Consider the following 24,450-nt stretch of genomic DNA (forward strand, 5'->3'; position numbering starts at 1 on the left):
CACCACCATCAGCAGCGGCTCGATCGGCGACTTGAGCCAGCCGACGAAGCCGAAGCCCCAGATCGCAGCCACGGCGCTGGTGACGATGGGCGTGACCACGCCCACGACGTTGCGCATGTACAGCACCAGCGACAGGATCAGCGCGCCCACGGTCATGACGGCGATCCAGACCATCTGCTTCTGGTACTGGTAGACCCAGCCGGTCAGTGCCGGCTGGCCGGCCATGTAGACCTCGTGGTTGGCGTCCCGCGCCTTCTCCACCAGGCCCTGCGCGTACTTGAACACCTCGCCGTAGTCCAGGCGCTGCTCGATGAAGGTGGCGTTGATCAGCGTGGCCGACTGGTCGCCGGAGATCAGGAAGTTGCGCGCCGCCGGGCTCTTGTCGACGCGGCCGCGGAACTCGGCGATCTCCTCCGGCGTCTTGGGCACGTGGTCTTCCATCAGCGGCTTGACGTCGATGCCGTAGGGCGTGGCCTCCGCATACCGCGCCTTCTCGGTGGAGATCGACAGGATCTGGTCGTGGTCCACGCCCGGCGCCAGGTCGATGTCGCGCGTCAGGTCCCAGACCTTCTGCAGCGTCTCCGGGTTGTAGATGTCGCCGTCCTTGCGCTTGACCATCAGCGTCACGGTCAGCGGATTGCCGAAGTTCGGGTGGTCCTTGTAGACCTGCACGAAGGGATCGTCCTTCGGCAGCAGGTCCGAGAAGATCGTCTTCAGCTCGATGTCCTTCATGCCAATGGCGAAGAACACCGTGATGGCGATGAAGATCGCCCACGAGATGCCGCTGTTGCGGATCACGGCCTTGGCGATGCGGAAGCGCAGGTTATCCATGGACACTCCGGAAGCGGGAACCTGTGCTGGGTCTGATGACCGACACTGCCATCTCACTCTCCTCTCTGATCGTTATGCGCCGCTGCTGAGGCCACGGCTTTTGTTCAAGCAAGCCTAGTTTCCCGAGGAAGAAAAACCCCACCCAAAAGGGCAGTCGAGGAGCAGTTTCAAGGCCTGGTTAATGCCGCGACGAATGCTCTCGGCTTTTCATGCAGCGCGTCATGCGGACGCACGCTCCCCAGGCTCCGCCTGTCGGCGGAGACCTTCGCAATGTCTACTGCCTCAGCTCGACGGAATCAGGACGCGGTCCAACCGCCGTCCACCGGCAACTCGACGCCTGTGATCCACGACGCCGCATCGGACGCCAGGAAGCGCGCCGCGTTGGCCACGTCGGACGGACGTCCCAGGCGGCCGATGGGGTGAGCCTGGAGGAAGGCCGCCCGGATCTCTTCGATAGATGAGGCGTTCGCCAGGAACTGGTTCTTGCGCAGGAAGGAGTCGGCCATTTCCGTCTCCACCACGCCCGGATGGATCGAGTTGCAGCGGATGCCGTAGCCGAGGCGGCCGCACTCGACGGCTACGTCCTTGGTCAGCAGGCGAACGGCGCCTTTGCTGGCACCGTAGGCGGACAGCCAGGGAACACCGATCAAGCCCGCCACGGACGACAGGTTGACGATGGAGCCGCCCCGTCCGGCGGGGCCGCCGGGACGCATCGCGATGACCGCATGCTTGCAGCCGAGAAAGACGCCCTCGATGTTGACGGCGGCAAGACGCTGGAACTCGGACTGCGGGATGTCCGTGATCGGCCCCATGATCTCGATGCCGGCATTGTTGACCAGGATGTCCAGCCCGCCGAAGGCCGTGACCGTCGCGCCGATGGTGTCGATCCAGTCCTGCTCGCGGGTGACATCGAGATCGCGGTAGGCGGCCCTGCCTCCGGCCGCCGTGATGGACGCCGTCATCGCGCGTCCGGCGTCACCCTGGCGATCGCTGAGCATCACGGTGGCGCCGGCGGCGGCAAAGACCCGCGCGCACTCGGCGCCGATGCCCTGCGCGGCACCGGTGATCAAGGCCACCTTTCCTTCCAGCCGGAATTCATCCCTGGATATGGCGGACATGGCGCAGTCCGCTCAGGCTTGCCGGCCGGAGGCCTGGGCCTTCCGGCAGGCGGCGAGTTCGGCCTCCAGCTCGGCGATGCGCAGGTCCTTGGGGTTGAGCATGAACTGGCTCTGGAGCGCCGTGCCCGGCATCTTCACCCGCTGCCCCGCGTTGATCCCGTAGACCTCCTCTGCATTGTCCCAGCAGCCCATGTAGGGCAGATGGGCCGGCGGCTCCGCGGTCACCCAGGTCTTCACGAAGTCATCGTAGGGGACGCCGCGCGCCTTGCGCGCGGCGCGCTCTTCGGCACGCAGGCGCTGCGTCGCTGCCTCGTCCACCACCTGGGTGTCGGCATCGAACACGACCTTGTAGATGTCGCGGGCCGTGTCGTTGGAGATGAGATTCTCCTCCAGGTCCTTGATCACCAGGCCAGGGTCGCGCTGCAGTACGTCGCCATAACCGCCACCCGCCCCCTGGCACATCATGTACAACTCGCCCGGAGCCGCCAGCTCGAAGGTCATGCCCATGCTGTGCGTGGAGTAGCTGGCGCCCTCGAAAGGCTGCGTGTTCATCAGCTCGATCATGTCGAAGCTGAACTTCTCCGGGTTCTTCTTCAGCTCGTCGAAGATGTTGATGTTCTTGATCTTGCACAGCGGGTATGCCGGCGAGGCATAGCCGCCGAACAGGGGCTGCGAGGAGGAGAACAGCGAGCCGGAGCAGCCGGTCATGAAGCCCCACAGGCCGGAGCGCCGGTAGGTGTGGATCTGCTCGTAGCCCAGGCCGCTGCGGTGCTTGCCGAAACCGACGCGATCCCGCGCCAGGGTGAAGGCGCCGAGCCGCACCATCGGCAGGTCTTCCTCCATCAGCTCGATCTCGCCCAGGTCGCAGTGCGCGGCAAAGGGCGGCGATACCGAGTGCTCGCCGTCGCGGTGCGCGCGACCGCCCTGGCCCATGCCGTTGATGTCGGCGCAGAAGTTCCCGGTGTACTCGCTGTGCTGGGTCAGGCCGCCGTAGATCAGCGTGGCCGGCTGGTCGTACTGCGGAGCGACGATGGCGGTGTAGCGGTTCGGCAGGCCGTAGTTGAACTTGGCCATGGGAATGCAGGCCAGGGTCATGGTCTTGAACAGCGGGATCAGGCTCATGGCCTGCGGCGTATCGAAGGAGCCGTTGATCAGCGAATTCTTGTCGAAGATGAAGTCGAACGGCGTGAACACCGCCATGGTGAAGGGCAGGTCCGGCCAGATGTTCTGCATGAAGCCGGTGAACAGCATGGTCTTGAACGAGGCCTGGCAGGCATTGATGGAACGGTTCAGCAGCTCCGGCGAGCTGCCGCGCATATCGACGATCATGCGGTCGCCCTTGACCGTCAGCGCCATGTTCAGCTTGAGCAGTGCGCTCTCGCGCAGCGTGGAGTCCGCGAAGCTCACCGTCCTCATGGTGCCGTCCGGCAGTTCGCGGATACGACGGTGAACCTCCTGGACCACGTCCTCGATATGCTGGCGCAGGGTCACGACCAACGCGTCCTCGCCGTGCTCCTCGAGCACAGCAATGATGCGTTCGCGCAGGCGCAGCACTGAATGCAGGCGCACCTTCATGTCTTCCAGTTGCAGCTTGGGGTCGCGTACCGAGTTCTGCAGGAAGGTCACCAGGTCGCGCTTGAGCTCGAAGTTCTCGACCACCCGGAAGGGCGGCATCTTCAGGCCCTCGTCGAACTTGCTTTCGGCCGCGGCCGGCATGCCGCCGGGCTCGCAGGAGCCGTTCTCGCCCTCGTGGATGGTGGCCGATATCCAGCAGACCACCCGCCCCCTCCAGAACACCGGCATCATCATCGACTGGTCGGTATTGTGGATGCCGCCGTAGCGGGCATCGTTGTGGATGAAGCCGTCGCCGTCGCGGATCCCCACGGTGGGCTCGTCGGTCCAGTGCTTGATGACGAACTTGATGGGATAGAACACGGCGGCGGCGAAGCCCCCCACGCCGTGCGGCGCGATCATGGAAAGATCACCCGCCGCGGTGAAGATCGCCGTGGTCATGTCGCCCCACTTCGCGCCCGGGGCGGCACCCATCTGCTCGATCATGGTGTTGCTCTCGTCGAGCGCCGCCACCACCAGGCCGCGGACCTCGTTGATCTTGTGCGGGTCCTGCGGTTGCGACAGCAGGGCTTCCTCCTGGGCGCTGCGGGGGCCGATCCGGTGATCCTCCATGATCTCGGGGTCGGGGGCGTAGAACAGCTTGTTGTCGGCGAGGAAGCGGTCCAGCAGGGCCTTCTGCTCGGGCGTGACGGTCATTTCGTTCATGTTGGGGTCCTTGGCGCGAGACGCTCAGTCGATACGGGTAAACCAGACGGCGTTCTGTTGCGCCGCCCGGTAGCGCCAGCCGGGTTCGATCAGGTAGGTGGTGGCCCGCGTGACGACGATGGCAGGCCCGTCGATCTGGGTCCCCGGCGTCAGGGCCGCCTCGCCGTAGATCGGCGTCGGCATCGGCTGAGGGTGTCCCACGAAGTGGCAGCTGCGCTCGCCGGTGGCCGGCGGCGGCGGCAGCGCGGCTCCTTCCGGGCGCACGCCGCGGAAGCGGATGCCGGGGTGCTTCACGTAGGAGCAGACACGGATGGTGTTGATGCGCACACCGGCCTCCGGCGTCTGGCTGCCCTTGCCGAAGCGCTCGCCGTAGCGTGTATGGAACAGGTCGATCAGCCGCAGCACGTCCTGCGGGCTGTCGATGCGGTTCAGGTCTGCGACGACCGCGGTTTCGACGCGCTGGTTCCCATAGCGCATGTCCAGTTCCAGCCGGTAGTCGATCTGCTCGGAGGCGAAGCCCTGTCGCAGCAGATCCTCCCGGCCACGGCGCTCCAGTTCGCCGACGATGCCGTTGAAGCGCGCGTAGTCGCTGAGGAAGCTGGCGCGGTTGGCGTCGAACAGCTGGGTCCAGGTGCTCATCTCGTGGATGTGCATCTGGTTCATGTTGCCTGCGCCCACGGCCGAAAACACCGAGGCGAACGGCGGCGCCAGGATGGTCCTGACGCCCAGCGCGCGGGCGATGCCGCAGGCGTGCAGAGGGCCGTTGCCGCCGTAGGCCAGCGTCGTGAAGTTCTCCGGCTCGTATCCGCGCGTGCGCAGTTCGCGCGCGATACCGTTGGCCATGTTGGTGTCGACGGTCTGCTTCACCAGCTTGGCGGCCTCGATCGGCGAAATCCCCAGCTCATCGCAGAGATGGTCCTCGAAGGCCTGCTTCGAACGCCGTGCATTGAGCCTGATGCGCCCCCCGGCGTAGTTGGCCGGGTCCAGGTAGCCCAGCAGCATGTCGGCATCGGTCACCGTGGGCTTGAGGCCGCCGCGGTCGTAGCAGGCAGGCCCCGGATCGGAACCGGCGCTTTCCGGCCCGACCTGGACGGTGCGGAACATGCGGTCGTAGCGGCAGATGGAGCCGCCGCCGGCGCCCAGGGTCACCAGGTGCACCATCGGCACGGAGACCATCCAGCGCTCGATGACCGGGTTGAAGTCGTAATGCTTGACTCCGCCTTCCACGACGATGCCGATGTCGAAGCTGGTGCCGCCCATGTCGGTGGCGACGATGTTGCCCAGTTCCGCCTGCAGGGCCAGGTGCTCGCTCGCGGCGATGCCGGACACCGGCCCGGAGTGGACGGTCTGCAGCGCATCCGTGGAGTTGAGCTGGGCCATGCCGCCGGAGTTGTGGTTCACCAGCATCGGCTTGTCGTAGCCCGCCTCGCGCAGATTGAGTTCCAGGGTTCCCAAGCCGTGGTACATCACCTGGTGGAGGTAGGCGTCGATGATGGTGGACATGGCGCGGACGTACTCGCCCTTGCGCCCGGCCACCTGGTGGCTGAGCAGCATCGGAATGGCACCCAGCAGGTGGGAGGGATAGTCCTCCAGGAAGATCTCGCGGATGCGCAGTTCGTGAACCGGGTTGACCACGCTGTTGGCGCAGACCACGACGATCGCCTCCGCGCCACGATTGACCAGGTCGCGGAGCTTGTGCCGGAGATCGGCCTCGTCCAGCTCCAGCACGATGTCGCCGTCGAAGTCGATGCGCTCGCGCACCTCGGCGATCATGGGGATCGGCACGATGGGGTCCGGGCGCTGTGCGTTGGGCACGTCCATCTGGCGCTTGTGATCCAGCCCCACGCCGTAGCCCTTGGCGCGCGCCAGCGGCACCGAGGAGCGGAAGCCCGCCGTGGTGAGCAGGGCCACCCGCGGTCCCTTGCGCTCGATCAGCGCATTGGTGCCCAGGGTGGTGGCATAGCGCACCGAGTCCAGCTGCGACAGCAGGTCGCGCTCGGTGATGCACAGCTCGCGGCAGGCATTGGACAGGGCCTCGTTGAAGCCCAGCGCCAGGTTGTGATGCGTCGTGAGCGCCTTGCTCTCGATGTAGCGATCGCCCCAGGCCACGAAGCAATCCGTGAAGGTGCCACCGATATCGACGGAGACGCGCTTCATTTCCGCGCTCCGCGGCCATGATCGTGACCATGCCCATGGCCATGACCGTGATCGTGGCTGTGCAGGCGGCGCGGAGGATCGGTGCCCACCGGCGCTTCGGTCACTTCATCGCGGCTGCTCCATTGCCCCTTCAGCGCGTCGATGTCCAGTTCGATGTCGCGCACCGGCGGATGGCCCGGCGGCAGGTACTCGGTCTCGATCATACTGCCGCACTGCGGGCAGTAGTACTCCAGGATCCGGCACCACCGCGGATCGGGGGAGTAGGTGAACGGGTACTTGGAGGGATCGAGCAGCGGCTTGTGGATTTCCCGAGGATCGCGGTCGTACACCAGCAAGCCGCGCTTGTAGTTGTCGCGAGCCCCGATCAGGGCAGCTGCGCAGTGACGGCACTCCCAGAGCTCTTTCTCCAGATCGATTCTTAGGTTTTCGGTAATCAGGACTTTCATCTGCCGCTCCTCACCTGGGCGCCTGACAGGGACGCGTCTATTGGTTCGGAGAAGTCTATGGATGCCCGGCACATCGTCCCCACCCAAAAGGGCTGGTGGGCACACGAGCTTGCCCCACGGATCCATGCTGTCCGCGGAGCGGCTCGGCGTTTCAAGGAAAGAGCGTGCAGGCGCGCCGGAAGCCAGGCCGTGCAGCGTGACCACGCTTCAGAAGGCAGGAATCCGTGCCGGGGCCATGGCCTGTCGATGCCATGGACATCGCTGTGATGACTGCGGATTTTCCGGCAGCACAGACGCGAGGAGGATGCTTACGGCGACGAAGCAACCGACGAGCCATTGGCAACGGCTGCGAAGCGACTCAATGCCGCTTCGCAGCAGGCCGATGGCCGGCATGGCGGAAAACCCCGGAGGCAACCGGAGGGCGGGACCGTTCTGGCACAGGGCGTTGTCCCGCCCCGCTGATGTCCCTTGAGGACGTCGGCAGGGCCTAGTCCAGCAGGCCGAGCTGGCGAGCAACCCTCACGGCTTGCACGCGGTTGTGGATCTGCAGCTTGTCGAAGATGTTGCGCAGGTGATACTTCACCGTATTGGACGACACGGCGAGCCGCTCGGCGAGCTCCTTGTTGGACATGCCGCGCGCCACATGGCCAAGCAGCACGCGCTCGCGGGCCGTGAGGCGCTCCACCAGCTCGGCCGGGATCACGGCGCGCTCCTCTCCCGCGGGCTGGCTCAGCGGCGCTTCGCCTGCCTCCTTGAGCAGCCTGTCCACGTAGGCACTCATCGAGTCGCCGTCCTGTTCTCCCGGTGTCTGCCGCAGCGAAATCCGCAGGTCTTTCAGCAGGCGCAAGGCCTGGTGCTTCTCATCCAGGAACGACCGTATGAACTCCTGCTCGCCGCCCAGGCGCAGCGCCTCCAGGCAGGTGCGCCGCGCCGAGACCACCTGTCCCTCGGCGTGGTACGACAGGGCCAGCATCAGGGTCAGCTTCATTTCGCGGCGCCGGCGACGCTTGCTTCTTGCCTCCCGCAGCTTGGCCTGCAGCAGGTTGCGCGCCGCCGCATGACGGCCCGTCTGGATCAGGTACCGGGCCTCGGTGATGGAGCGCGCCTCGTTTTCCGCCGCGTGGAACATCAGCTCTTCGCGCAGGACGCTTTCGTTCTCCGGATCGAACTCCCGGAAGCGTCTTTCGGCCTTGTCCGCATCCCCGCTCAGCGTCGCCAGGCGAACGAACTCGGCTTTCGCGTAGCAGACCAGGCGCTGGAAGGAGTGGCGGTAGCCCAGATACAGCATCCTTTCCAGGACTTCCTCGGCCTCACCCTCGTCTCCTCGCAGATGGGCGATGCGCGCCATGGTCAGCAGCATGACGGCCAGCGGATCCACGATCGCCTGGTCCTCCGCCAGCTGCCGGTAGTCATGGATCAGTGCCTCGGCGTCCGAGATGCGGTTCTGCTCATACAGGGCTTCCGCCAGATAGGCTGCGATGACGGAACCCGCCGTGAGGCTTCCCGCCATGTCGCCGCCGGTCCGCTGCAGGGCAGAAGACAGGCTGCGCAGCGCATCCCCGACCCGGCCCTGCTCGCTCAGCACCATGCCGAAGATGGCTTCCTGGTAAGCCTGACCGAAGCGATGGTCGTCCTTGTCATGTAGCGGCCGCGCACGCAGCAGCAGGTCACGCGCCTCGTCATGGCGGCTGTGACCCACGAGGAACATCGCCCGCGCATTGCAGACCACCGCGTACTTGTGGCCATCCCGCGGACTCAACTCATCCATGGCGCTGAGGGCTGCCGCCCCCATGTCCTCGATGCTGTCCTGCGCTGCCAGCACGAACAGCTTCGCGTAGTTCAGGTCGGCACGCACCCGGGCATTGCCCTGGTAGAGCCGGAAGCCCTCGTCGAGCAGGCGGTTGGCCTTCTCGAAGACCCGCCGGAATCCATAGGTGATGATGGCCGACGGCAGCAGGCTTTCGTACTTGAGCATGGTCGCCAGCGGAATCTGCTGGATGTACTGCTGCGCCAGGCCCAGCCGCTCGTCCGCTATGAGGCGCTCTATGACGTCGTTCAGGACCGATGCTGCCGCGGCAACATCTCCCGCCTCGATGAAATGCGGGATGGCTTCCTCGCGCATGTCGCGGGACACGTACCAGTTCGCGATCTGCAGGTGCCTCTTCTGGATGTCGCCGGTCGACTCGATGGAACGCGCACGCGCCAGCAGCACATGCCGGAACAGGTTGTGGAAGCGGTACCACTTGCGCTCGAGATCGACCGGCGTCAGGAACAGGCCCTTGCGTTCGATCTCTGCCAGGCAGCCGGCACCGTCCTCGATCCCGGTGATGTGCTGAACCAGTTCCGACGACAGCTTTTCGGGCAAGCCCAGTTTGAGCAGCAATTGCTGCAGCGCATCGTCCAGGCCCTCGAACACCTCGGAAGCCAGGAAGTCGATCAGTTCCGGGGTAATGCCCTCGCCCGGGCCGATCATGGCCTGGTGCGAGTGGTTGCGCTGAAGGCGCAGGCGGAAGCACTGCAGCGCGGCGGGCCAGCCGTCGGTACGCTCATGCAGCAGCTGGATCTGGCTCGCCGTGAGCCAGGAGTACTCCCGGAAGAACTCCACTGTTTCACTGTGCGTGAAGCGCAGGTCCTGCTCGGAGAGAACGACGCTGATCTCCTCGATCAGCATGCGCGAGAGGCGCGAGGTGGGGATGACCCGGCTACCCACGCAGAGCTGCACGCCGTTGGGCAGCAGACGGATGATCTGCCCGAAGATGCTCTCCAGCGCTCCCCCGGCCGCCACCTCGAAATTGTCGACGACGATGACCGCCGGGGCCTTGACCCCCTGCAGCATCTGGCCGACTTCGTCTATCGACAGGAAGGGGCGCTCGGCACTGCTGTCGCCGACGTGATCCACCAGAGCGCCGGCCGCTTCCACGAAGGTCCGGATGAACTGGGAGGGATCCGCGGCGCGTACGTCCATGCGGGCCCAGGCCACCCGTCCGCCCAGGGCCGAGCAGAGGTCGCAGTACTGCCGCAGCAGGGTGGTCTTGCCGAAGCCCGCCGGAGCCTGGAGGACCACGAGCTTGCGGTCGCCGTACTCCCGCAACAGCGCCAACACACGCTTGCGCAGCACGACCGAGTTGGTCCGGAGGGAGGGGAACTGAGTGGCAGTCATGAGCTCATTGCCGGCTTCTTGTCTTGTCTCTGCAAGCTGCCACTACCTCGCCGGACATGAGACTCGCAGGGGCTCACCCGGTCGCGTTGGAGGCATGTTAGCCCCCGCCGTGCTGGAGGGGGAGTGTTTGCCCCGGCGAACCCGCCCGCCCCACCCTTTTGGGCGGGAATCCGCCGGCAAAGCCACCCTGGGGGGTGGGGATTTCGGTGAGGGTCGGGGCTAACGTACCCGCGACATCCCCAGGAGACCCCATGAGCCAGAAAGTCATCGTTGCCGGCGTCGGCATGATCCCGTTCGCCAAGCCGGGCAACAGCAAGTCCTACGATGAGATGGGTGCGGAAGCGACCTTGCTGGCACTGCAGGATGCCGGGCTTGCGTATCGTGACATCCAGCAGGCGGTTGCCGGCTACGTCTATGGCGACTCCACCAGCGGCCAGACCGCCCTGTACCGGGCGGGCATGAGCGGCATCCCGATCTTCAACGTCAACAACAACTGCTCGACCGGCTCGTCCGCGCTGTTCCTGGCGCGCCAGATGGTTGCCTCCGGCATGGCGGACTGCGTCCTGGCCCTGGGTTTCGAGCAGATGCAGCCCGGCGCGCTGAAGTCCCACTGGGACGACCGGGTTTCGCCCTTCCATCGCTTCGACTCGCTCTGCGACGAGATCAACCCCTACCCCGAGGTGCCGCTGGCGCTGCGCTACTTCGGCGGGGCTGGCAAGGAATACATGGACACCTACGGCGTGGGCCCGGAGATTTTCGCCAAGGTGCGCGCCAAGGCCAGCCGCCACGCCGAGCACAACCCGATGGCGCTGTTCCGCAAGGTGGTGAGCGAGGAGGAGGTGCTGCAATCACCCATCGTCTTCCCGGCCGCGAAACTGACCCGCCTGATGGCCTGCCCGCCGACCTGCGGCGCGGCCGCGGCGGTGCTGGTATCCGAGGATTTCGCCAGGAAGCGCGGGCTGGATCGACGCGTCTCGATCATCGCGCAGGCCATGACCACGGACACGCCGGACAGCTTCGACGACCGCAGCATGATGAAGCTCGTCGGCTCGGGCATGGCCCGCGCCGCAGCGGACAAGGTCTACGCCGAGGCCGGCATCGGTCCCGAGGACGTGGACGTGGTGGAGCTGCACGACTGCTTCGCCCAGAACGAGGTGCTGAGCTACGAGGCACTCCGGCTGTGCGAGGACGGCGGGGCCGAGAAGTTCGTCGCGGACGGCAACAACACCTACGGCGGCAGCCACGTGACGAATCCATCCGGCGGCCTGCTCTCGAAGGGACATCCGCTCGGCGCCACCGGCCTGGCCCAATGCACCGAGCTGGTGACCCAGCTGCGCGGCCAGGCCGGGCTGCGCCAGGTCGAGGGCGCGCGCGTGGGCCTGCAGCACAACCTGGGCCTCGGCGGCGCCTGCGTCGTCACGCTGTACCGTCTCGACTGAGCCATTCCCCTGCCCGCGCCGCGACCCAGACGGCGGCGCGGGCAGGAAATCGGGTCAGGACGGATCGGCGCCGATCTGCACCAGCACCTTGCCCTTGTTGGCGCCGGTATAGAGCATCTTCAGCGCATCCAGCGCCGTGTCGATGCCCTGTGTCACGTCCAGGCGGAAGTTGAGGCGCCCTTCGAGCATCCACTGGGCGAGCTGCTGCTGGTATTCCGGATAGCGTTCGGCGTAATCCAGGATCACGAAGCCCTGCACACGCAGGCGGCGCATGATCAGGTTGCGGAACATGTAAGGCCCCGGAATGCGGTCGCCGGCATTGCTGTTATAGGTGGAGATCAGGCCGCAGATCACCACCGAGCCGAAGTCCTTCATCACGGTAAGGCCTGCGTCGAGCATCTCGCCGCCCACGTTCTCGAAGTGCACGTCCACGCCCTGCGGCGCGAGCTGGCGCAACCGCTCCACCACGTTCTCCCGCTTGTAGTCGATGGCATGGTCGTAGCCGAATTCGCTGGTCAGCCAGCCGCACTTCTCGGCACCACCCGCGATGCCGATCGTCCTGCAGCCGTGGATCCGGGCGATCTGCCCCACCAGCATGCCGACCGCGCCGGCCGCCGCCGTGACCACCACCGTGTCGCCGGCCTTGGGCCGGCCGATCTCCATCAGGCCGACCAGCGCCGTGGGGCCGGCGATGGCCAGCACGCCGAAGGCGTCCGCAAGCTTCAATCCGGGGATGCGCGGCACGATCGACAGGCCGCTGCCGTCGCTGATGGCGAACTCCGACCAGGGCAGCAGCCCCGCCACCAGGCTGCCCTTGGGGAAGCCGGGATGGCGCGAGACCATGACCTCCGCCAGGGTGAAGCCCTTCATCGGCTCGCCCTCGCGGATCGGGTCCATGTACAGGTCCCAGTCGCCCAGCCACAGCCGGTTGGTCGCATCCATCGACAGGTAGATCGAGCGCAGCAGGACCTCGCCCTGCTGCGGCTCCGGCAGGCGATCCTCGCGCAGTTGCAGCGTGTCGGCTTCGAGGTCTCGGGACGGCTTGCGATTGAAGTACCAGCGCCGGGTCGTGGTCATGTATCTCCTCATCTGATTGTTCTATCGTCGCGAGTGTCGGCAACCCACCCTGCCGCCACCCCACCCGATCGGGCGGGCATGAACTGAATGCAGAGCAGGGATCCGGGCGGGCCCGCCGATGAATCGCCGCCGGCTGGAAGCATACAAGCCATTGACTTTCAATGATTAATTGAAACGACAATTCCGCAGGAAGGGTTCAAGCATTACCCGCGCGAAAGGCGGGCCCAGGACTCCGCCGAACAACCCTCGCCCATGGGGGGCGGCGGCAAGACGCCAGAGGAAAAGGCTCATCGGATATGGCGCGCCTGGAGGGAGTCGAACCCCCGACCCACGGCTTAGAAGGCCGTTGCTCTATCCAACTGAGCTACAGGCGCGTGTCCCGGCTTGGGAAGCGCGCATATGATGCCATGCGCCGGCCCTGGGCCTCGCTGCAATCGCTAGAATTCCAGGATGAATTCCTGGCTGATCCCCCTGCTGAGCCTCGCCGGCGCCCTCCTGGGCGCCTTCATGGCCGTGTTCCTGACCCGCCGCCGCCCGGGACAGGACCGCGGCGCACTGGAGCCCCTGTTCGAGCGCAGCGAGCGCGCCGTGCGCGAGGAAGCCGCCGGCACCCGGCGCGAGGCCGCGGAACTGGCGCGGGCGCAGCGCGGCGAGATCACGGGCCTGCTGGGCGGACTCGGCCAGCAGCTGCACGCCCAGCAGGACAGCCTGCGCAACGTCGTTGCCGAGCGCCTGGAGGGTTTCGCGGCGGAACTGCGGCTGCAGAACCAGCGCCTGGCCGAGGCGCAGCAGCAGTTCATCGCGCAGGCCCGCAGCACCCGCGAAGAGCAGGCCCAGGGGCTGCTGCGCTTCGGCGAGACCCAGCGCGCGGCGCTGGCGCAGCTGGTGGAGACGCAGACGCGCCAGGCCGAGACCCTCCGGGGCGTGGTCGAAGCCGGCCTGCAGGCGCTGCGCAGCGAGAACGCGGAGAAGCTGGAGCAGATGCGGCGCACGGTGGACGAGAAGCTGCACGAGACGCTGGAGAAGCGCCTGGGCGAATCCTTCAAGCTGGTCAGCGACCGGCTGGAGCAGGTCCACAAGGGCCTGGGCGAGATGCAGACCCTGGCCACCGGCGTGGGCGATCTCAAGCGCGTGCTGAGCAACGTCAAGACCCGCGGCATCTTCGGCGAGACGCAGCTGGCGGCGCTGCTGGAGCAGGTGCTGACGGTGGACCAGTACGCGGCCAACGTCGCCACCCGCCCGGCCAGCAGCGAACGCGTGGAGTTCGCCATCCGCCTGCCCGGCCGCGGCAGCGAGGACCAGCCGGTGTGGCTGCCGGTGGATGCCAAGTTCCCGCGCGAGGACTACGAGCGCCTGCTGGAGGCCCAGGAGCGCGCCGATCCCGCCGCGGCGGAGATCGCCGCCCTGGCACTGGAGCGCCGGCTGCGCGAGGAAGCCAGGACGATCAGCGCCAAGTACGTGGAGCCGCCGCACACCACCGACTTCGCGATCCTGTTCCTGCCCACCGAGGGGCTCTACGCCGAGGCGCTGCGGCGGCCGGGCCTGTTCGAGGCCCTGCAGCGCGAGCATCGCGTGACGCTGGCCGGCCCCACCACGCTGCTGGCCCTGCTCAACAGCCTGCAGATGGGCTTCCGCACGCTGGCGATCGAGAAGCGTTCCAGCGAGGTCTGGCAGGTGCTGGGCGCGGTGAAGACCGAATTCGGAAAGTTCGGCGAGGTGCTGGACAAGGTCAAGAAGAAGCTCGACGAGGCCAGCACGCAGATCGAGCAGACCGGCGTGCGCAGCCGCGCCATCACGCGCCGGCTGCGCGAGGTGCAGGCGCTGCCCGGCAGCGAGAGCGAGCAGATCCTGCCGCCGTCCGAGCTGCAGGACGGCGAGAACTAGAAGGCCCGGGGCGCCGATGCGCCCCAGGCCTCCGCTGCCGCCTCAGGCCGCCTGCTGCTGCTCGGCCGGCGCGGACGTGCGGATCAGGTGGTCGAAGGCGCTGAGCGCGGCCTTGGAGCCCTCGCCCATGGCGATCACGATCTGCTTGTAGGGCACGGTGGTGACGTCGCCCGCCGCGAACACGCCGGGCAGCGAGGTGCGTCCATGCGCGTCCACCTCGATCTCGCCGCGCGGCGACAGCGCCAGGGTGCCCTTGAGCCATTCGCTGTTGGGCAGCAGGCCGATCTGCACGAAGATGCCTTCCAGCTCGACCGTGTGCGTCTCGCCGGTGCCGCGGTCCTTATAGACCAGGCCGTTGACCTTGGCGCCATCGCCGGTGACCTCGGTGGTCTGGGCGGAGACGATGACCTTGACGTTGGGCAGGCTGCGCAGCTTGCGCTGCAGCACTTCGTCGGCGCGCAGCTTGCCGTCGAACTCGATCAGCGTGACGTGGCTGACGATTCCGGCGAGGTCGATGGCCGCCTCCACGCCGGAGTTGCCGCCGCCGATCACGGCGACGCGCTTGCCCTTGAACAGCGGACCGTCGCAGTGCGGGCAGTAGGCCACGCCCTTGTTGCGGTACTCGTTCTCGCCGGGCACGTTCATCTGCCTCCAGCGCGCGCCGGTGGAGATCACCACGGTCCTGGCCTTGAGCGCCGCGCCGTTGGCGAGCTGCACTTCGATCAGTCCGTCGGCGCCCGCGGGCAGCAGCTTCTCGGCGCGCTGCAGGTTCATCACGTCGACCTCGTAGGCCTTGACGTGCTGCTCCAGTGCGGCGGCCAGCTTGGGCCCCTCGGTTTCCTTGACCGAGATGAAGTTCTCGATGCCCATGGTGTCCAGCACCTGGCCGCCGAAGCGCTCGGCGGCAACGCCCGTGCGGATGCCCTTGCGCGCGGCGTAGATCGCCGCGGCGGCGCCGGCGGGTCCGCCGCCGACCACCAGCACCTCGTAGGGCGCCTTGGCCTTGAGCTTCTCGGCGTCGCGCGCAGCGGCGCCGGTGTCGATCTTGGCCAGGATCTCTTCCACGCCCATGCGGCCGGAGCTGAAGACCTCGCCGTTCAGGAAGATCTTGGGCACCGACATCACCTGGCGCGACTCGACCTCGTCCTGGAACAGGGCGCCGTCGATGGCGATGTGCCGGATGCGCGGATTGAGCACCGCCATCAGGTTCAGCGCCTGGACCACGTCCGGGCAGTTCTGGCAGGACAGGGAGAAGTAGGTCTCGAACAGGAAATCGCCGTCCAGGCCGCGGACCTGCTCGATCACGTCCTGCGCCAGCTTCGACGGGTGGCCGCCGACCTGCAGCAGGGCCAGCACCAGCGAGGTGAACTCGTGGCCCAGCGGGATGCCGGCGAAGCGGATCGAGATGTCCTGCCCCGGCGTGCCCAGGGTGAAGGAGGGCTTGCGGGGGTCATCGCCGTTCTCGTCGACACGGATCTGCGGCGACAGCGCCGCGAGGTCCTGCAGCAGGCCGCGCATTTCCTGCGAGGCCTCGCTGCCGTCGAGGCTGGCCTCGATCTCGATGGGACGCGTGACCCGTTCGAGATAGGTCTGCAATTGTTCCTTCAGATCGGTATCCAGCATGGCTTTCTCCTGTCTTGGGGACGCAGGTCCCCGCCCGGCGCCCATGCGCCGGGGTGATGCGGATTCTTGGGGTGTCGCGGGCCGGCGCCAGGGCCGGCCCGCGACCGCAGGTCAGATCTTGCCGACCAGGTCCAGCGAGGGCTTCAGGGTCTTCTCGCCTTCCTTCCACTTGGCCGGGCAGACCTGGCCCGGGTTGGCGGCGACGTACTGGGCAGCCTTGAGCTTGCGCAGGGTCTCCGTCACGTCACGCGCGATGGCGTTGTCGTGGATTTCCAGCGTCTTGATGACGCCTTCCGGGTTGATGATGAAGGTGCCGCGCAGGGCCAGGCCTTCCTCGTCGATGTGCACGCCGAAGGCGCGGGTCAGCGTGTGGGTGGGGTCGCCGACGAGCGGGAACTTGGCCTGGCCCACGGCCGGGGAGGTCTCGTGCCACACCTTGTGCGAGAAATGCGTGTCGGTGGTGACGATGTAGACCTCGGCGTTGGCCTTCTGGAACTCGGCGTAGTTCTTGGCGGCGTCCTCGACCTCGGTCGGGCAGTTGAAGGTGAAGGCGGCCGGCATGAAGATCAGGACCGACCACTTGCCCTTCAGGCTGGCGTCGGAGACTTCCACGAACTTGCCGTTGTGGAAGGCCTGGGTCTTGAAGGGCTGCACCGTCGTGTTGATCAGGGACATCTCTGTTTCCTCTGTTGGGAGTGGGTAAGGCTTGGCTGTACCGGGGTGACGAGCATCCTAGGGGGGCTGGCTCGATAAAGGAAATTGTTTATCGGCATGATGTCGATTGTTTGAACCTATGGCCAGGCCCCGCCGGGGAGTCTCTTGGACCGCCCCGCCGACGCGCGGTGCCCCCGCCACCGGCCCGATACCTTAAACTATTGGGCTCATTGGAGTTTCAGTCCGCATGTCCACCCCGCGTCCGTCTGCCCGCGCGAAGGCAAAGAGTCCCAAGGTCGGTTTCGTCTCGCTGGGCTGCCCCAAGGCCCTGGTCGATTCCGAGCGCATCCTGACCCAGCTGCGGGCCGAGGGCTACGAGACCGTCCCCAGCTACGACGCCGCCGACGTGGTGGTGGTCAACACCTGCGGCTTCATCGACTCGGCAGTGGAGGAATCGCTGGACGCCATCGGCGAGGCCATGGCGGAAAACGGCAAGGTGATCGTCACCGGCTGCATGGGTACGGGCCCCAAGGGCCAGATGGTGAAGGAACGTTTCCCGGACCTGCTGTCCATCAGCGGCCCGCAGGATTACGGCAGCGTCATGAAGGCGGTGCATGCCGCGGTGCCGCCGGCGCACGACCCCTTCTTCGACCTGCTGCCGCCGCAGGGCATCAAGCTGACCCCGCGGCACTATGCGTACCTGAAGATTTCCGAGGGCTGCAACCACAAGTGCAGCTTCTGCATCATTCCCTCCATGCGCGGCCGCCTGAACTCGCGGCCGGTAAACGAGGTGCTGGTGGAGGCCGAGAAGCTGGCCAAGGCCGGCGTGAAGGAACTGCTGGTGATCTCGCAGGACACCAGCGCCTACGGCGTGGACCGCAAGTATGCCGGCGGGGAATGGCGCGGCAAGCCGTACCAGACCTCGCTGCTGGACCTGTGCAAGGGCCTGGGCGAGCTGGGCCTGTGGACGCGCCTGCACTACGTCTATCCCTACCCGCACGTCGACGAGATCATCCCGCTGATGGCGGAAGGCCGGATCCTCCCCTACCTCGACATTCCCTTCCAGCATGCCTCGCGCAGCGTGCTCAAGGCGATGAAGCGCCCGGCCGCCGCCGAGGACACGCTGGAACGCCTCGCCGCCTGGCGCAGGATCTGCCCGGACCTGACCGTGCGCAGCACCTTCATCGTCGGCTTCCCGGGCGAGACGGAGAAGGACTTCGAGGAACTGCTGTCCTGGCTGAAGGAAGCGCAGCTCGACCGCGTGGGCTGCTTCGAGTATTCGCCGGTGGAAGGCGCCACCGCCAACGCCCTGCCCGGCGCGGTGCCGGACGAGGTCAAGCGTGAACGCCATGCGCGCTTCATGGAGCTGCAGCAGAAGATCAGCCGCGCCAAGCTGCGCAAGAAGATCGGCGACGACATCGAGGTGCTGGTGGACGGCCTCGACGAGGAAAGCGGCGTGATGGTAGGCCGCAGCAAGGCCGATGCGCCGGAGATCGACGGCAAGGTCTACCTCTCCACCGACCAGCCGCTGCGCGCGGGACAGATCGTCACGGCGCGGGTCATTCAGGCCAGCGAGTACGACCTCAACGCCGAGGTGCTGTAGACCAGGAAGCCGCCGCAGGAAGGCGGCTTCCTGGTTATCCGAGCATGTAGCTCCAAAGCGGCACGGTGACCAGCGACAGCAGGATGCCGCTGCCGAGGATGGTGTTGGCCAGCGGCGGCTCCAGGTGGTGCTGGTCGCAGAGGATGGCCGCCGAGATCATCGGTGCCATGGCCGCCTGCAGCACGCCGATGGTCAGCACCATGCCGCCGACGCCGGCCAGCAGCCCCAGCCCGAGCATCAGCAGCGGCGCCGCCAGCAGCTTCCAGCCCAGCGCCAGGGCCAGCGGGGCGGCCTGGCCGCCGCCGAATTGCAGCTTCAGGCGCAGGCCCACCGAGAACAGGGCGAGCGGCACCAGCGTGGCGCCCAGGCGTTCGAGGATCGCTTCCGCCGGCCCCGGCCAGCCGCCCAGCGCGCCCACCATCGCTCCTGCGGCGAGCGCGATGAAGGCCGGGAACGTGATGACCCGCAACACCACCTCGCGCGGCCTGGGGGTCTTGCCGGAGTAGATCGCCGACACCAGCACGCCGCCGACCGCCAGCGCCACGAAGCAGCCGAGCTGGTCCGCCACCACGCCCAGCGCGAGGCCTTCGCGGCCGCGCAGGGCTTCCAGCAGCGGGTAGCCGACGAAGGAGGTGTTGCCGAGGCCGGCCATCAGTGTCATGCAGCCGATGCGCGCACGGCTCCAGCCCCAGGCATTGCCCAGCAGGCGGAAGGCCACTGCCGCGCCGATGAACACCAGCCACTGGGTGATCACCAGGAACCACAGCTGCGGATCGAAATGCAGGCGCGGAATCAGCTCCAGCACCAGCGCCGGCAGCGCGATGTTGATCACCCACCAGTTGAGCCCCTGTGCCAGGCCCATCGGAGGGTGCGCGAAGCGTGCGACCAGCACCCCCAGCGTCAGGCAGACCAGCAGCAGCAGGATCGGCGTCACGGCTACTCGACGGTGACCGACTTGGCCAGGTTGCGCGGCTGGTCCACGTCCGTGCCCCTGAGCACGGCGACATGGTAGGCCAGCAACTGCATCGGGATGGTGTAGACGATCGGGTCGATCAGTTCGTCGGCGTGCGGCATGCCGATGACCGTGACGCCCGGTGCGTCCTTGAAACCGGCCTCGCGATCGGCGAATACGATGAGTTCACCGCCGCGCGCGGCGACTTCCTGCAGGTTGGATTTCACCTTCTCGAGCAGCTCGTCGTTGGGCGCCACCGCGATCACCGGCATGTGCTCGTCGACCAGCGCCAGCGGGCCGTGCTTGAGCTCGCCGGCGGCATAGGCCTCGGCGTGGATATAGGAGATTTCCTTGAGCTTGAGCGCGCCTTCCATGGCAACCGGCGACATGGCGCCGCGGCCCAGGAACAGGGCATGGTTCTTGTGCATCAGGCGCTCGGCCAGCTTCTGCAACTGGCGGTCCTGCTGCAGCACGGCCTCGACCACGCGCGCGACGGACTCCAGCGATTTCACGTGGCGGCGCTCTTCCTCGGCCGACAGGCCGTTGCGGCGCGCCAGCAGCAGCATCACCAGGGCCAGGGCCATCAGCTGGGTGGTGAAGGCCTTGGTGCTGGCCACGCTGCGCTCGGGACCGGCATGCGTCATCAGCGCGATGTCGGACTCGCGCACCAGCGAGGACTCCGGCGCATTGCAGATCACCAGGGAGGCGGCGATGTCCTTGCCCTTGGCATGGCGCAGTGCCTCCAGCGTATCGGCGGTCTCGCCGGACTGGGAGATGGTGATGAACAGGGTGTCGGGCTCGATCACCGGATCGCGGTAGCGGAACTCGCTGGCCAGCTCGACCTGGCAGGGCACCTTGGCGATCTGCTCGAACCAGTAGCGCGCCACCATGCCGGCGTGCGAGGAGGTGCCGCAGGCGACCAGGCGGACGCGCTTGACCCGCGCCAGCAGGTCGGCGGCCTTGGGGCCCAGGCAGGCTTCCAGCACCCGCTCGCCGGCCAGGCGGCCTTCCAGGGTGTTGGCCAGGGCGGTCGGCTGCTCGAAGATTTCCTTCTGCATGAAGTGCCGGTAGGTGCCCTTGTCCACCGCATCGGCGCTCAGGCTGGAAACATGCAGGCGGCGCTGCGCGACCTGGCCCTGGGCGTCGACGATCTGGTAGCCCCCGGTACGGATCTCGGCGATGTCGCCTTCTTCCAGATACACGAAGCGGTTGGTCACCGGCAGCAGGGCCAGCGCGTCGGAGGCGGCGAAGTGCTCGCCGATGCCGACGCCTATGACCAGCGGGCTCCCCTTGCGCGCCAGCAGCATGCGCTGCGACTCGCGGCCGGCGACCACGGCCAGCGCGTAGGCACCATGCAGGCGCGGCAGCACGGCCAGCATCGCGGCGCGCAGGCCGGCGCCGTCCTTCATCTGCTCGAACACCAGGTGGGCCACCACCTCGGTGTCGGTCTCCGAGGCAAAGACATAGCCCTTGGCCTGCAACTCCGCGCGCAGTTCCTCGTGGTTCTCAATGATGCCGTTGTGCACCACCGCGATGTCCCCGGAGACATGCGGGTGCGAGTTGCGCTCGGCCGGCACGCCATGCGTGGCCCAGCGGGTATGGGCGATGCCGGTGCGGCCCTCGTTGGGCTGCTGCTCCAGGCTTTCGTCGAGCTGCGCCACCTTGCCGACCGCCCGGGTCAGCTGCAGTTCGCCCTGCGCGCCGACCACGGCGACGCCGGCCGAGTCGTAGCCGCGGTACTCCAGGCGCCGCAGGCCCTCGATCAGGATGGGGGTGACGTTACGCTGCGCTACCGCGCCGACTATGCCGCACATGGGAACCCCTTCTTCGGCGAACCGTGCCCGCCCTACTTTTTCTTCACCGGGCGCTTCCAGCCCGGAATGCTCTTCTGGTCGCGCGCACGGCAGATCGTCAGGGCGTCGGCCGGGGCCGTCCTGGTGATGGTCGAGCCGGCTGCGACATAGGCGCCGCGCTCGATCGTCACCGGCGCCACCAGCTGCGAATCGGTGCCGATGAAGGCGTCGTCGCCGATGGTGGTGACGTGCTTGTTGGCGCCGTCGTAGTTGCAGGTGATGACGCCGGCCGAGACATTGACGCGCTCGCCGATCTCCGCGTCGCCGAGATAGGCCAGGTGGCCGGCCTTGGCGCCCTTGCCCAGGCGTGCCTTCTTCAGCTCCACGAAGTTGCCGACATGCACGCCCTCGCCCAGGACCGAGCCGGGGCGCAGGCGCGCGAAGGGCCCCAGGTCGGAGCCGGCGCCGATCTCGCTGTCCTCGATCACGGTGTTGGCCTTGATCACCACGCCGTCGCCGAGCACGGCATTGCGCAGCAGCACGTTGGGACCGATCTTCACGCCGTGCCCGAGGCGCACCTGCCCTTCGATGACGACGTTGATGTCGATCTCCACGTCCTGCCCATGCTCCAGCGTCCCGCGCAGGTCGAAGCGGGCGGGATCCAGCAAGGTCACGCCGCCTCGCATCAGGGCCTCGGCGTTGTTGCGCTGGTGCTGGCGCTCCAGCGCGGCCAGCTGGAGCTTGTCGTTGACGCCTTCCACTTCCCAGGCCTGCCGCACGGCGAGGGTGTGGATCGCCACGCCTTCGGCCGCGGCCAGGCCGACGATGTCGGTCAGGTAGTACTCGCCCTGCTTGTTGTCGTTGCGCAGCTTCGGCAGCCACTCATGCAGCAGCGCATTGGGGACGCAGAAGATGCCGGTGTTGACCTCCCGCACCGCCAGTTCCTCGGCGCTGCCGTCCTTCTGCTCGACGATGCGCTGCACGCGGCCCCGCGCGTCCCGCAGGATGCGGCCATAGCCCGTGGGGTCGGCCAGTTCCAGGGTCAGCAGCGCCAGGCTGCGGCCGTCCCCGACGACGTCCACCAGCTGGCGCAGGGTCTGCGGGCGGATCAGGGGCACGTCGCCGTAGAGGATCAGGGTGCGGCCCTGCGCAGGCAGCCGCGGCAGGGCGACCTGAACGGCATGGCCGGTCCCCCGCTGCTCCGCCTGTTCCACCCACTCCACGGCGGCGGCGGCGAAGCGGGCGCGAACCTCCTCGCCCCCATGTCCATAGACCACCGTGACGCCGGTGGCCTCCAGGGCCACGGCCGCGTCCAGGACATGCGCCAGCAGGGGCCGCCCGGCCAGGGGCTGCAGGACCTTGGGCAGGCGCGACTTCATGCGCGTGCCCTTGCCCGCCGCCAGCACCACTACCGACAAATCTTGCATGCAGGGTCTATCCGCAACAGACGAGCCGTGATTTTACATGAGCCGGGCGCCGCGCCGTTGAGCCCCCATTTCCGCGCCAGGGGGCCCGGAAACGAAAAAACCCGCCTATCGGCGGGCTTCCTCGCGCATCCGGCACCGCTTTTTTAGCGGTGGGAGGCGTTCTTCAGCTTCTGCACGAACTGCAGGCGGGCGGCGGCCTCGATCAGCTCGGCCTGGGCCTTGGCCAGGTCGATGTCGCCCTTGGCGCCGGCCAGCTTCTCCTCGGCGTCCTGCTTGGCCTTGAGGGCGGCGGCTTCGTCCGCGTCCTTGGCGCGCAGGGCGCTGTCGGCCAGCACCGTCACGAGGTGCGGCTGCACCTCGAGGATGCCGCCGCCGACGAAGAAGGACAGCTCGGAACCGTCGGCCTGCTGCACGCGCACCGCACCCGGCACCAGCTTGGTCAGCAGCGGGGTGTGGCGCGGCGCGATGCCGACCTCGCCCATCTCGGCCGGGGCGAACACCATCTGGGCTTCGCCCGTATGGATCTGCCCTTCGGCGGAAACGATGTCAACGTGAATGGATGCCATGACTGTCCCGTGCGCGAAGCTTAGAGCTTCTTGGCCTTCTCGACGGCCTCGTCGATCGTGCCGACCATGTAGAAGGCCTGCTCCGGCATGTGGTCGAACTCGCCGTCCACCAGGCCGCGGAAGCCGCGGATGGTTTCCTTCAGCGAGACGTACTTGCCCGGCGAGCCGGTGAAGATTTCGGCCACGTGGAACGGCTGCGACAGGAAGCGCTGGATCTTGCGGGCGCGGGCCACGGCGCGCTTGTCGTCTTCCGACAGTTCGTCCATGCCCAGGATCGCGATGATGTCCTTCAGTTCCTTGTAGCGCTGCAGCACGCCCTGCACGTCGCGGGCGGTGTTGTAGTGCTCCGCGCCGATGACGTTCGGGTCGAGCTGGCGGCTGGTGGAGTCCAGCGGGTCGACGGCCGGGTAGATACCCAGGCTGGCGATGTCACGCGACAGCACGACGGTGGAGTCCAGATGCGCGAAGGTGGTCGCCGGGGACGGGTCGGTGAGGTCGTCGGCCGGAACGTAGACGGCCTGGATCGACGTGATCGAGCCCTTCTTCGTGGAGGTGATGCGCTCCTGCAGGACGCCCATTTCCTCGGCCAGGGTCGGCTGGTAGCCCACCGCCGACGGCATACGGCCGAGCAGCGCGGACACTTCGGTGCCGGCCAGGGTGTAGCGATAGATGTTGTCGACGAAGAACAGCACGTCGCGGCCTTCGTCGCGGAAGTACTCGGCCATGGTCAGGCCGGTCAGGGCGACGCGCAGACGGTTGCCCGGCGGCTCGTTCATCTGGCCGTACACCATCGCCACCTTGGAGTTGCCGAGGTTCTTGGCGTCGACGACGCCCGATTCCATCATTTCGTGATAGAAGTCGTTGCCTTCACGGGTACGCTCACCCACGCCGGCGAACACGGACAGGCCCGAGTGCGCCTTGGCGATGTTGTTGATGAGCTCCATCATGTTGACGGTCTTGCCCACGCCGGCGCCGCCGAACAGGCCGACCTTGCCGCCCTTGGCGAACGGGCACAGCAGGTCGATGACCTTGATGCCGGTTTCCAGCAGCTCGGTGGAGCCCGCCTGGTCTTCGTACGTCGGGGCCGCGCGGTGGATCGCCCACAGGTCCTTGGACGCGACCGGACCGACTTCGTCGATCGGCTCGCCCAGCACGTTCATGATGCGGCCGAGGGTCGCCGGGCCGACGGGCACGGAGATCGGCGCGCCGGTGTTGGTCACGGTCAGGCCACGCTTGAGGCCTTCGGAAGCGCCCAGGGCGATGGTGCGGACGGTGCCGTCACCCAGCTGCTGCTGCACTTCGAGGGTCAGGTCGGTGCCGCCGATCTTGAGGGCGTCGTAGACCTTGGGGATGGCGTCACGCGGGAATTCCACGTCGACGACCGCGCCGATGACCTGAACAATCTTGCCGGAGCTCATTTGAGTTTCCTTTAACCGAATACTG

The 24,450-nt window shown here is 67.1% G+C and carries 17 protein-coding genes and 1 tRNA gene; 3 read left to right on the top strand and 15 right to left on the bottom strand.

What is annotated here, in order from left to right:
* From C3942_RS13180 to C3942_RS13205, 6 genes are all read right to left on the bottom strand, one after another.
* Positions 1–831: RND transporter family protein (locus C3942_RS13180; RefSeq protein WP_494546242.1), on the bottom strand; the 831-nt coding region annotated here is incomplete at its 3' end.
* Positions 832–1,127: 296 nt separating this feature from the next.
* The gene (locus tag C3942_RS13185) at positions 1,128–1,949 is read right to left on the bottom strand and encodes a glucose 1-dehydrogenase (protein WP_104230825.1); all 822 of its coding nucleotides are present in this window, start codon (positions 1,947–1,949) and stop codon (positions 1,128–1,130) included.
* A 12-nt stretch (positions 1,950–1,961) separates the two neighbouring features.
* Positions 1,962–4,226, bottom strand: coding sequence for a hydantoinase B/oxoprolinase family protein (locus tag C3942_RS13190; protein WP_104230826.1), 2,265 nt, complete (start codon positions 4,224–4,226; stop codon positions 1,962–1,964).
* Positions 4,227–4,250: 24 nt separating this feature from the next.
* On the bottom strand, positions 4,251–6,383 hold the full coding sequence (locus C3942_RS13195; RefSeq protein WP_104230827.1) for a hydantoinase/oxoprolinase family protein: 2,133 nt from the start codon (positions 6,381–6,383) through the stop codon (positions 4,251–4,253).
* Positions 6,380–6,829, bottom strand: a complete 450-nt coding sequence (locus tag C3942_RS13200; protein ID WP_104230828.1) for an acetone carboxylase subunit gamma — start codon at positions 6,827–6,829, stop codon at positions 6,380–6,382. The genes C3942_RS13195 and C3942_RS13200 overlap by 4 nt, the downstream gene beginning before the upstream one ends.
* A 487-nt stretch (positions 6,830–7,316) precedes the next feature.
* The gene (locus C3942_RS13205) at positions 7,317–9,989 is read right to left on the bottom strand and encodes a winged helix-turn-helix domain-containing protein (protein WP_104230829.1); all 2,673 of its coding nucleotides are present in this window, start codon (positions 9,987–9,989) and stop codon (positions 7,317–7,319) included.
* A gap of 251 nt (positions 9,990–10,240) precedes the next feature.
* Between C3942_RS13205 and C3942_RS13210 the strand changes: the two genes are divergently transcribed.
* Positions 10,241–11,428 (top strand): lipid-transfer protein, encoded by a 1,188-nt coding sequence (locus C3942_RS13210; RefSeq protein ID WP_104230830.1) that lies wholly within the window; start codon positions 10,241–10,243, stop codon positions 11,426–11,428.
* Between the two features lie 54 nt (positions 11,429–11,482).
* On the opposite strand, the gene C3942_RS13215 is transcribed toward C3942_RS13210, so the two are convergent.
* Positions 11,483–12,505: an NADP-dependent oxidoreductase gene (locus C3942_RS13215; protein ID WP_104230831.1), complete on the bottom strand. Its 1,023-nt coding sequence runs from the start codon at positions 12,503–12,505 to the stop codon at positions 11,483–11,485.
* Between the two features lie 297 nt (positions 12,506–12,802).
* A tRNA-Arg gene (locus C3942_RS13220) sits at positions 12,803–12,879 on the bottom strand.
* A gap of 76 nt (positions 12,880–12,955) precedes the next feature.
* Here C3942_RS13220 and C3942_RS13225 point away from each other — a divergent pair.
* On the top strand, positions 12,956–14,389 hold the full coding sequence (locus tag C3942_RS13225; RefSeq protein ID WP_104230832.1) for a DNA recombination protein RmuC: 1,434 nt from the start codon (positions 12,956–12,958) through the stop codon (positions 14,387–14,389).
* Between the two features lie 42 nt (positions 14,390–14,431).
* Here C3942_RS13225 and ahpF read toward each other — a convergent pair whose 3' ends face one another.
* Both ahpF and ahpC read right to left on the bottom strand, forming a co-directional pair.
* On the bottom strand, positions 14,432–16,012 hold the full coding sequence (gene ahpF / locus C3942_RS13230; RefSeq protein ID WP_104230833.1) for an alkyl hydroperoxide reductase subunit F: 1,581 nt from the start codon (positions 16,010–16,012) through the stop codon (positions 14,432–14,434).
* Positions 16,013–16,123: 111 nt separating this feature from the next.
* Entirely contained in the window at positions 16,124–16,687 is a 564-nt protein-coding gene (ahpC, locus tag C3942_RS13235; RefSeq protein WP_104230834.1) for an alkyl hydroperoxide reductase subunit C, read from the bottom strand.
* A gap of 226 nt (positions 16,688–16,913) precedes the next feature.
* On the opposite strand from ahpC, the gene rimO reads away from it, so the two are divergent.
* Positions 16,914–18,269: a 30S ribosomal protein S12 methylthiotransferase RimO gene (gene rimO, locus C3942_RS13240; RefSeq protein ID WP_104230835.1), complete on the top strand. Its 1,356-nt coding sequence runs from the start codon at positions 16,914–16,916 to the stop codon at positions 18,267–18,269.
* Positions 18,270–18,303: 34 nt separating this feature from the next.
* Here the strand turns inward: rimO and C3942_RS13245 are convergent, their stop codons facing one another.
* The 5 genes from C3942_RS13245 to atpD all read right to left on the bottom strand — a co-directional run bounded on the left by C3942_RS13245 (position 18,304) and on the right by atpD (position 24,425).
* Positions 18,304–19,203 (bottom strand): AEC family transporter, encoded by a 900-nt coding sequence (locus tag C3942_RS13245; protein WP_207766083.1) that lies wholly within the window; start codon positions 19,201–19,203, stop codon positions 18,304–18,306.
* A 2-nt stretch (positions 19,204–19,205) separates the two neighbouring features.
* Positions 19,206–21,035 carry a glutamine--fructose-6-phosphate transaminase (isomerizing) gene (gene glmS, locus C3942_RS13250; RefSeq protein WP_104230836.1) on the bottom strand — a complete coding sequence of 610 codons (1,830 nt, stop codon included), beginning with the start codon at positions 21,033–21,035 and terminating at the stop codon, positions 19,206–19,208.
* 32 nt (positions 21,036–21,067) lie between these two features.
* Positions 21,068–22,441 carry a bifunctional UDP-N-acetylglucosamine diphosphorylase/glucosamine-1-phosphate N-acetyltransferase GlmU gene (gene glmU, locus C3942_RS13255; protein WP_207766084.1) on the bottom strand — a complete coding sequence of 458 codons (1,374 nt, stop codon included), beginning with the start codon at positions 22,439–22,441 and terminating at the stop codon, positions 21,068–21,070.
* A 143-nt stretch (positions 22,442–22,584) separates the two neighbouring features.
* Positions 22,585–23,007, bottom strand: coding sequence for a F0F1 ATP synthase subunit epsilon (locus C3942_RS13260; RefSeq protein WP_104230837.1), 423 nt, complete (start codon positions 23,005–23,007; stop codon positions 22,585–22,587).
* 20 nt (positions 23,008–23,027) lie between these two features.
* Positions 23,028–24,425: a F0F1 ATP synthase subunit beta gene (gene atpD, locus C3942_RS13265; RefSeq protein WP_104230838.1), complete on the bottom strand. Its 1,398-nt coding sequence runs from the start codon at positions 24,423–24,425 to the stop codon at positions 23,028–23,030.
* Positions 24,426–24,450 lie beyond the last annotated feature (25 nt).

The sequence above is a fragment of the Solimonas fluminis genome, from assembly GCF_002930645.1.
In the GTDB taxonomy this organism is placed as follows: domain Bacteria; phylum Pseudomonadota; class Gammaproteobacteria; order Nevskiales; family Nevskiaceae; genus Solimonas_A; species Solimonas_A fluminis.

Excerpts from the sequence above, each read along its gene's own strand:
- C3942_RS13225 (WP_104230832.1), top strand. The coding sequence starts at position 12,956 with ATGAATTCCTGGCTGATCCCCCTGCTGAGCCTCGCCGGCGCCCTCCTG.
- C3942_RS13210 (WP_104230830.1), top strand. The coding sequence starts at position 10,241 with ATGAGCCAGAAAGTCATCGTTGCCGGCGTCGGCATGATCCCGTTCGCC.
- C3942_RS13195 (WP_104230827.1), bottom strand. The coding sequence starts at position 6,383 with ATGAAGCGCGTCTCCGTCGATATCGGTGGCACCTTCACGGATTGCTTC.
- C3942_RS13185 (WP_104230825.1), bottom strand. The coding sequence starts at position 1,949 with ATGTCCGCCATATCCAGGGATGAATTCCGGCTGGAAGGAAAGGTGGCC.
- glmS (WP_104230836.1), bottom strand. The coding sequence starts at position 21,035 with ATGTGCGGCATAGTCGGCGCGGTAGCGCAGCGTAACGTCACCCCCATC.
- C3942_RS13215 (WP_104230831.1), bottom strand. The coding sequence starts at position 12,505 with ATGACCACGACCCGGCGCTGGTACTTCAATCGCAAGCCGTCCCGAGAC.
- ahpC (WP_104230834.1), bottom strand. The coding sequence starts at position 16,687 with ATGTCCCTGATCAACACGACGGTGCAGCCCTTCAAGACCCAGGCCTTC.
- C3942_RS13200 (WP_104230828.1), bottom strand. The coding sequence starts at position 6,829 with ATGAAAGTCCTGATTACCGAAAACCTAAGAATCGATCTGGAGAAAGAG.
- ahpF (WP_104230833.1), bottom strand. The coding sequence starts at position 16,012 with ATGCTGGATACCGATCTGAAGGAACAATTGCAGACCTATCTCGAACGG.
- rimO (WP_104230835.1), top strand. The coding sequence starts at position 16,914 with ATGTCCACCCCGCGTCCGTCTGCCCGCGCGAAGGCAAAGAGTCCCAAG.
- atpD (WP_104230838.1), bottom strand. The coding sequence starts at position 24,425 with ATGAGCTCCGGCAAGATTGTTCAGGTCATCGGCGCGGTCGTCGACGTG.
- C3942_RS13205 (WP_104230829.1), bottom strand. The coding sequence starts at position 9,989 with ATGACTGCCACTCAGTTCCCCTCCCTCCGGACCAACTCGGTCGTGCTG.
- glmU (WP_207766084.1), bottom strand. The coding sequence starts at position 22,441 with ATGCAAGATTTGTCGGTAGTGGTGCTGGCGGCGGGCAAGGGCACGCGC.
- C3942_RS13260 (WP_104230837.1), bottom strand. The coding sequence starts at position 23,007 with ATGGCATCCATTCACGTTGACATCGTTTCCGCCGAAGGGCAGATCCAT.
- C3942_RS13190 (WP_104230826.1), bottom strand. The coding sequence starts at position 4,226 with ATGAACGAAATGACCGTCACGCCCGAGCAGAAGGCCCTGCTGGACCGC.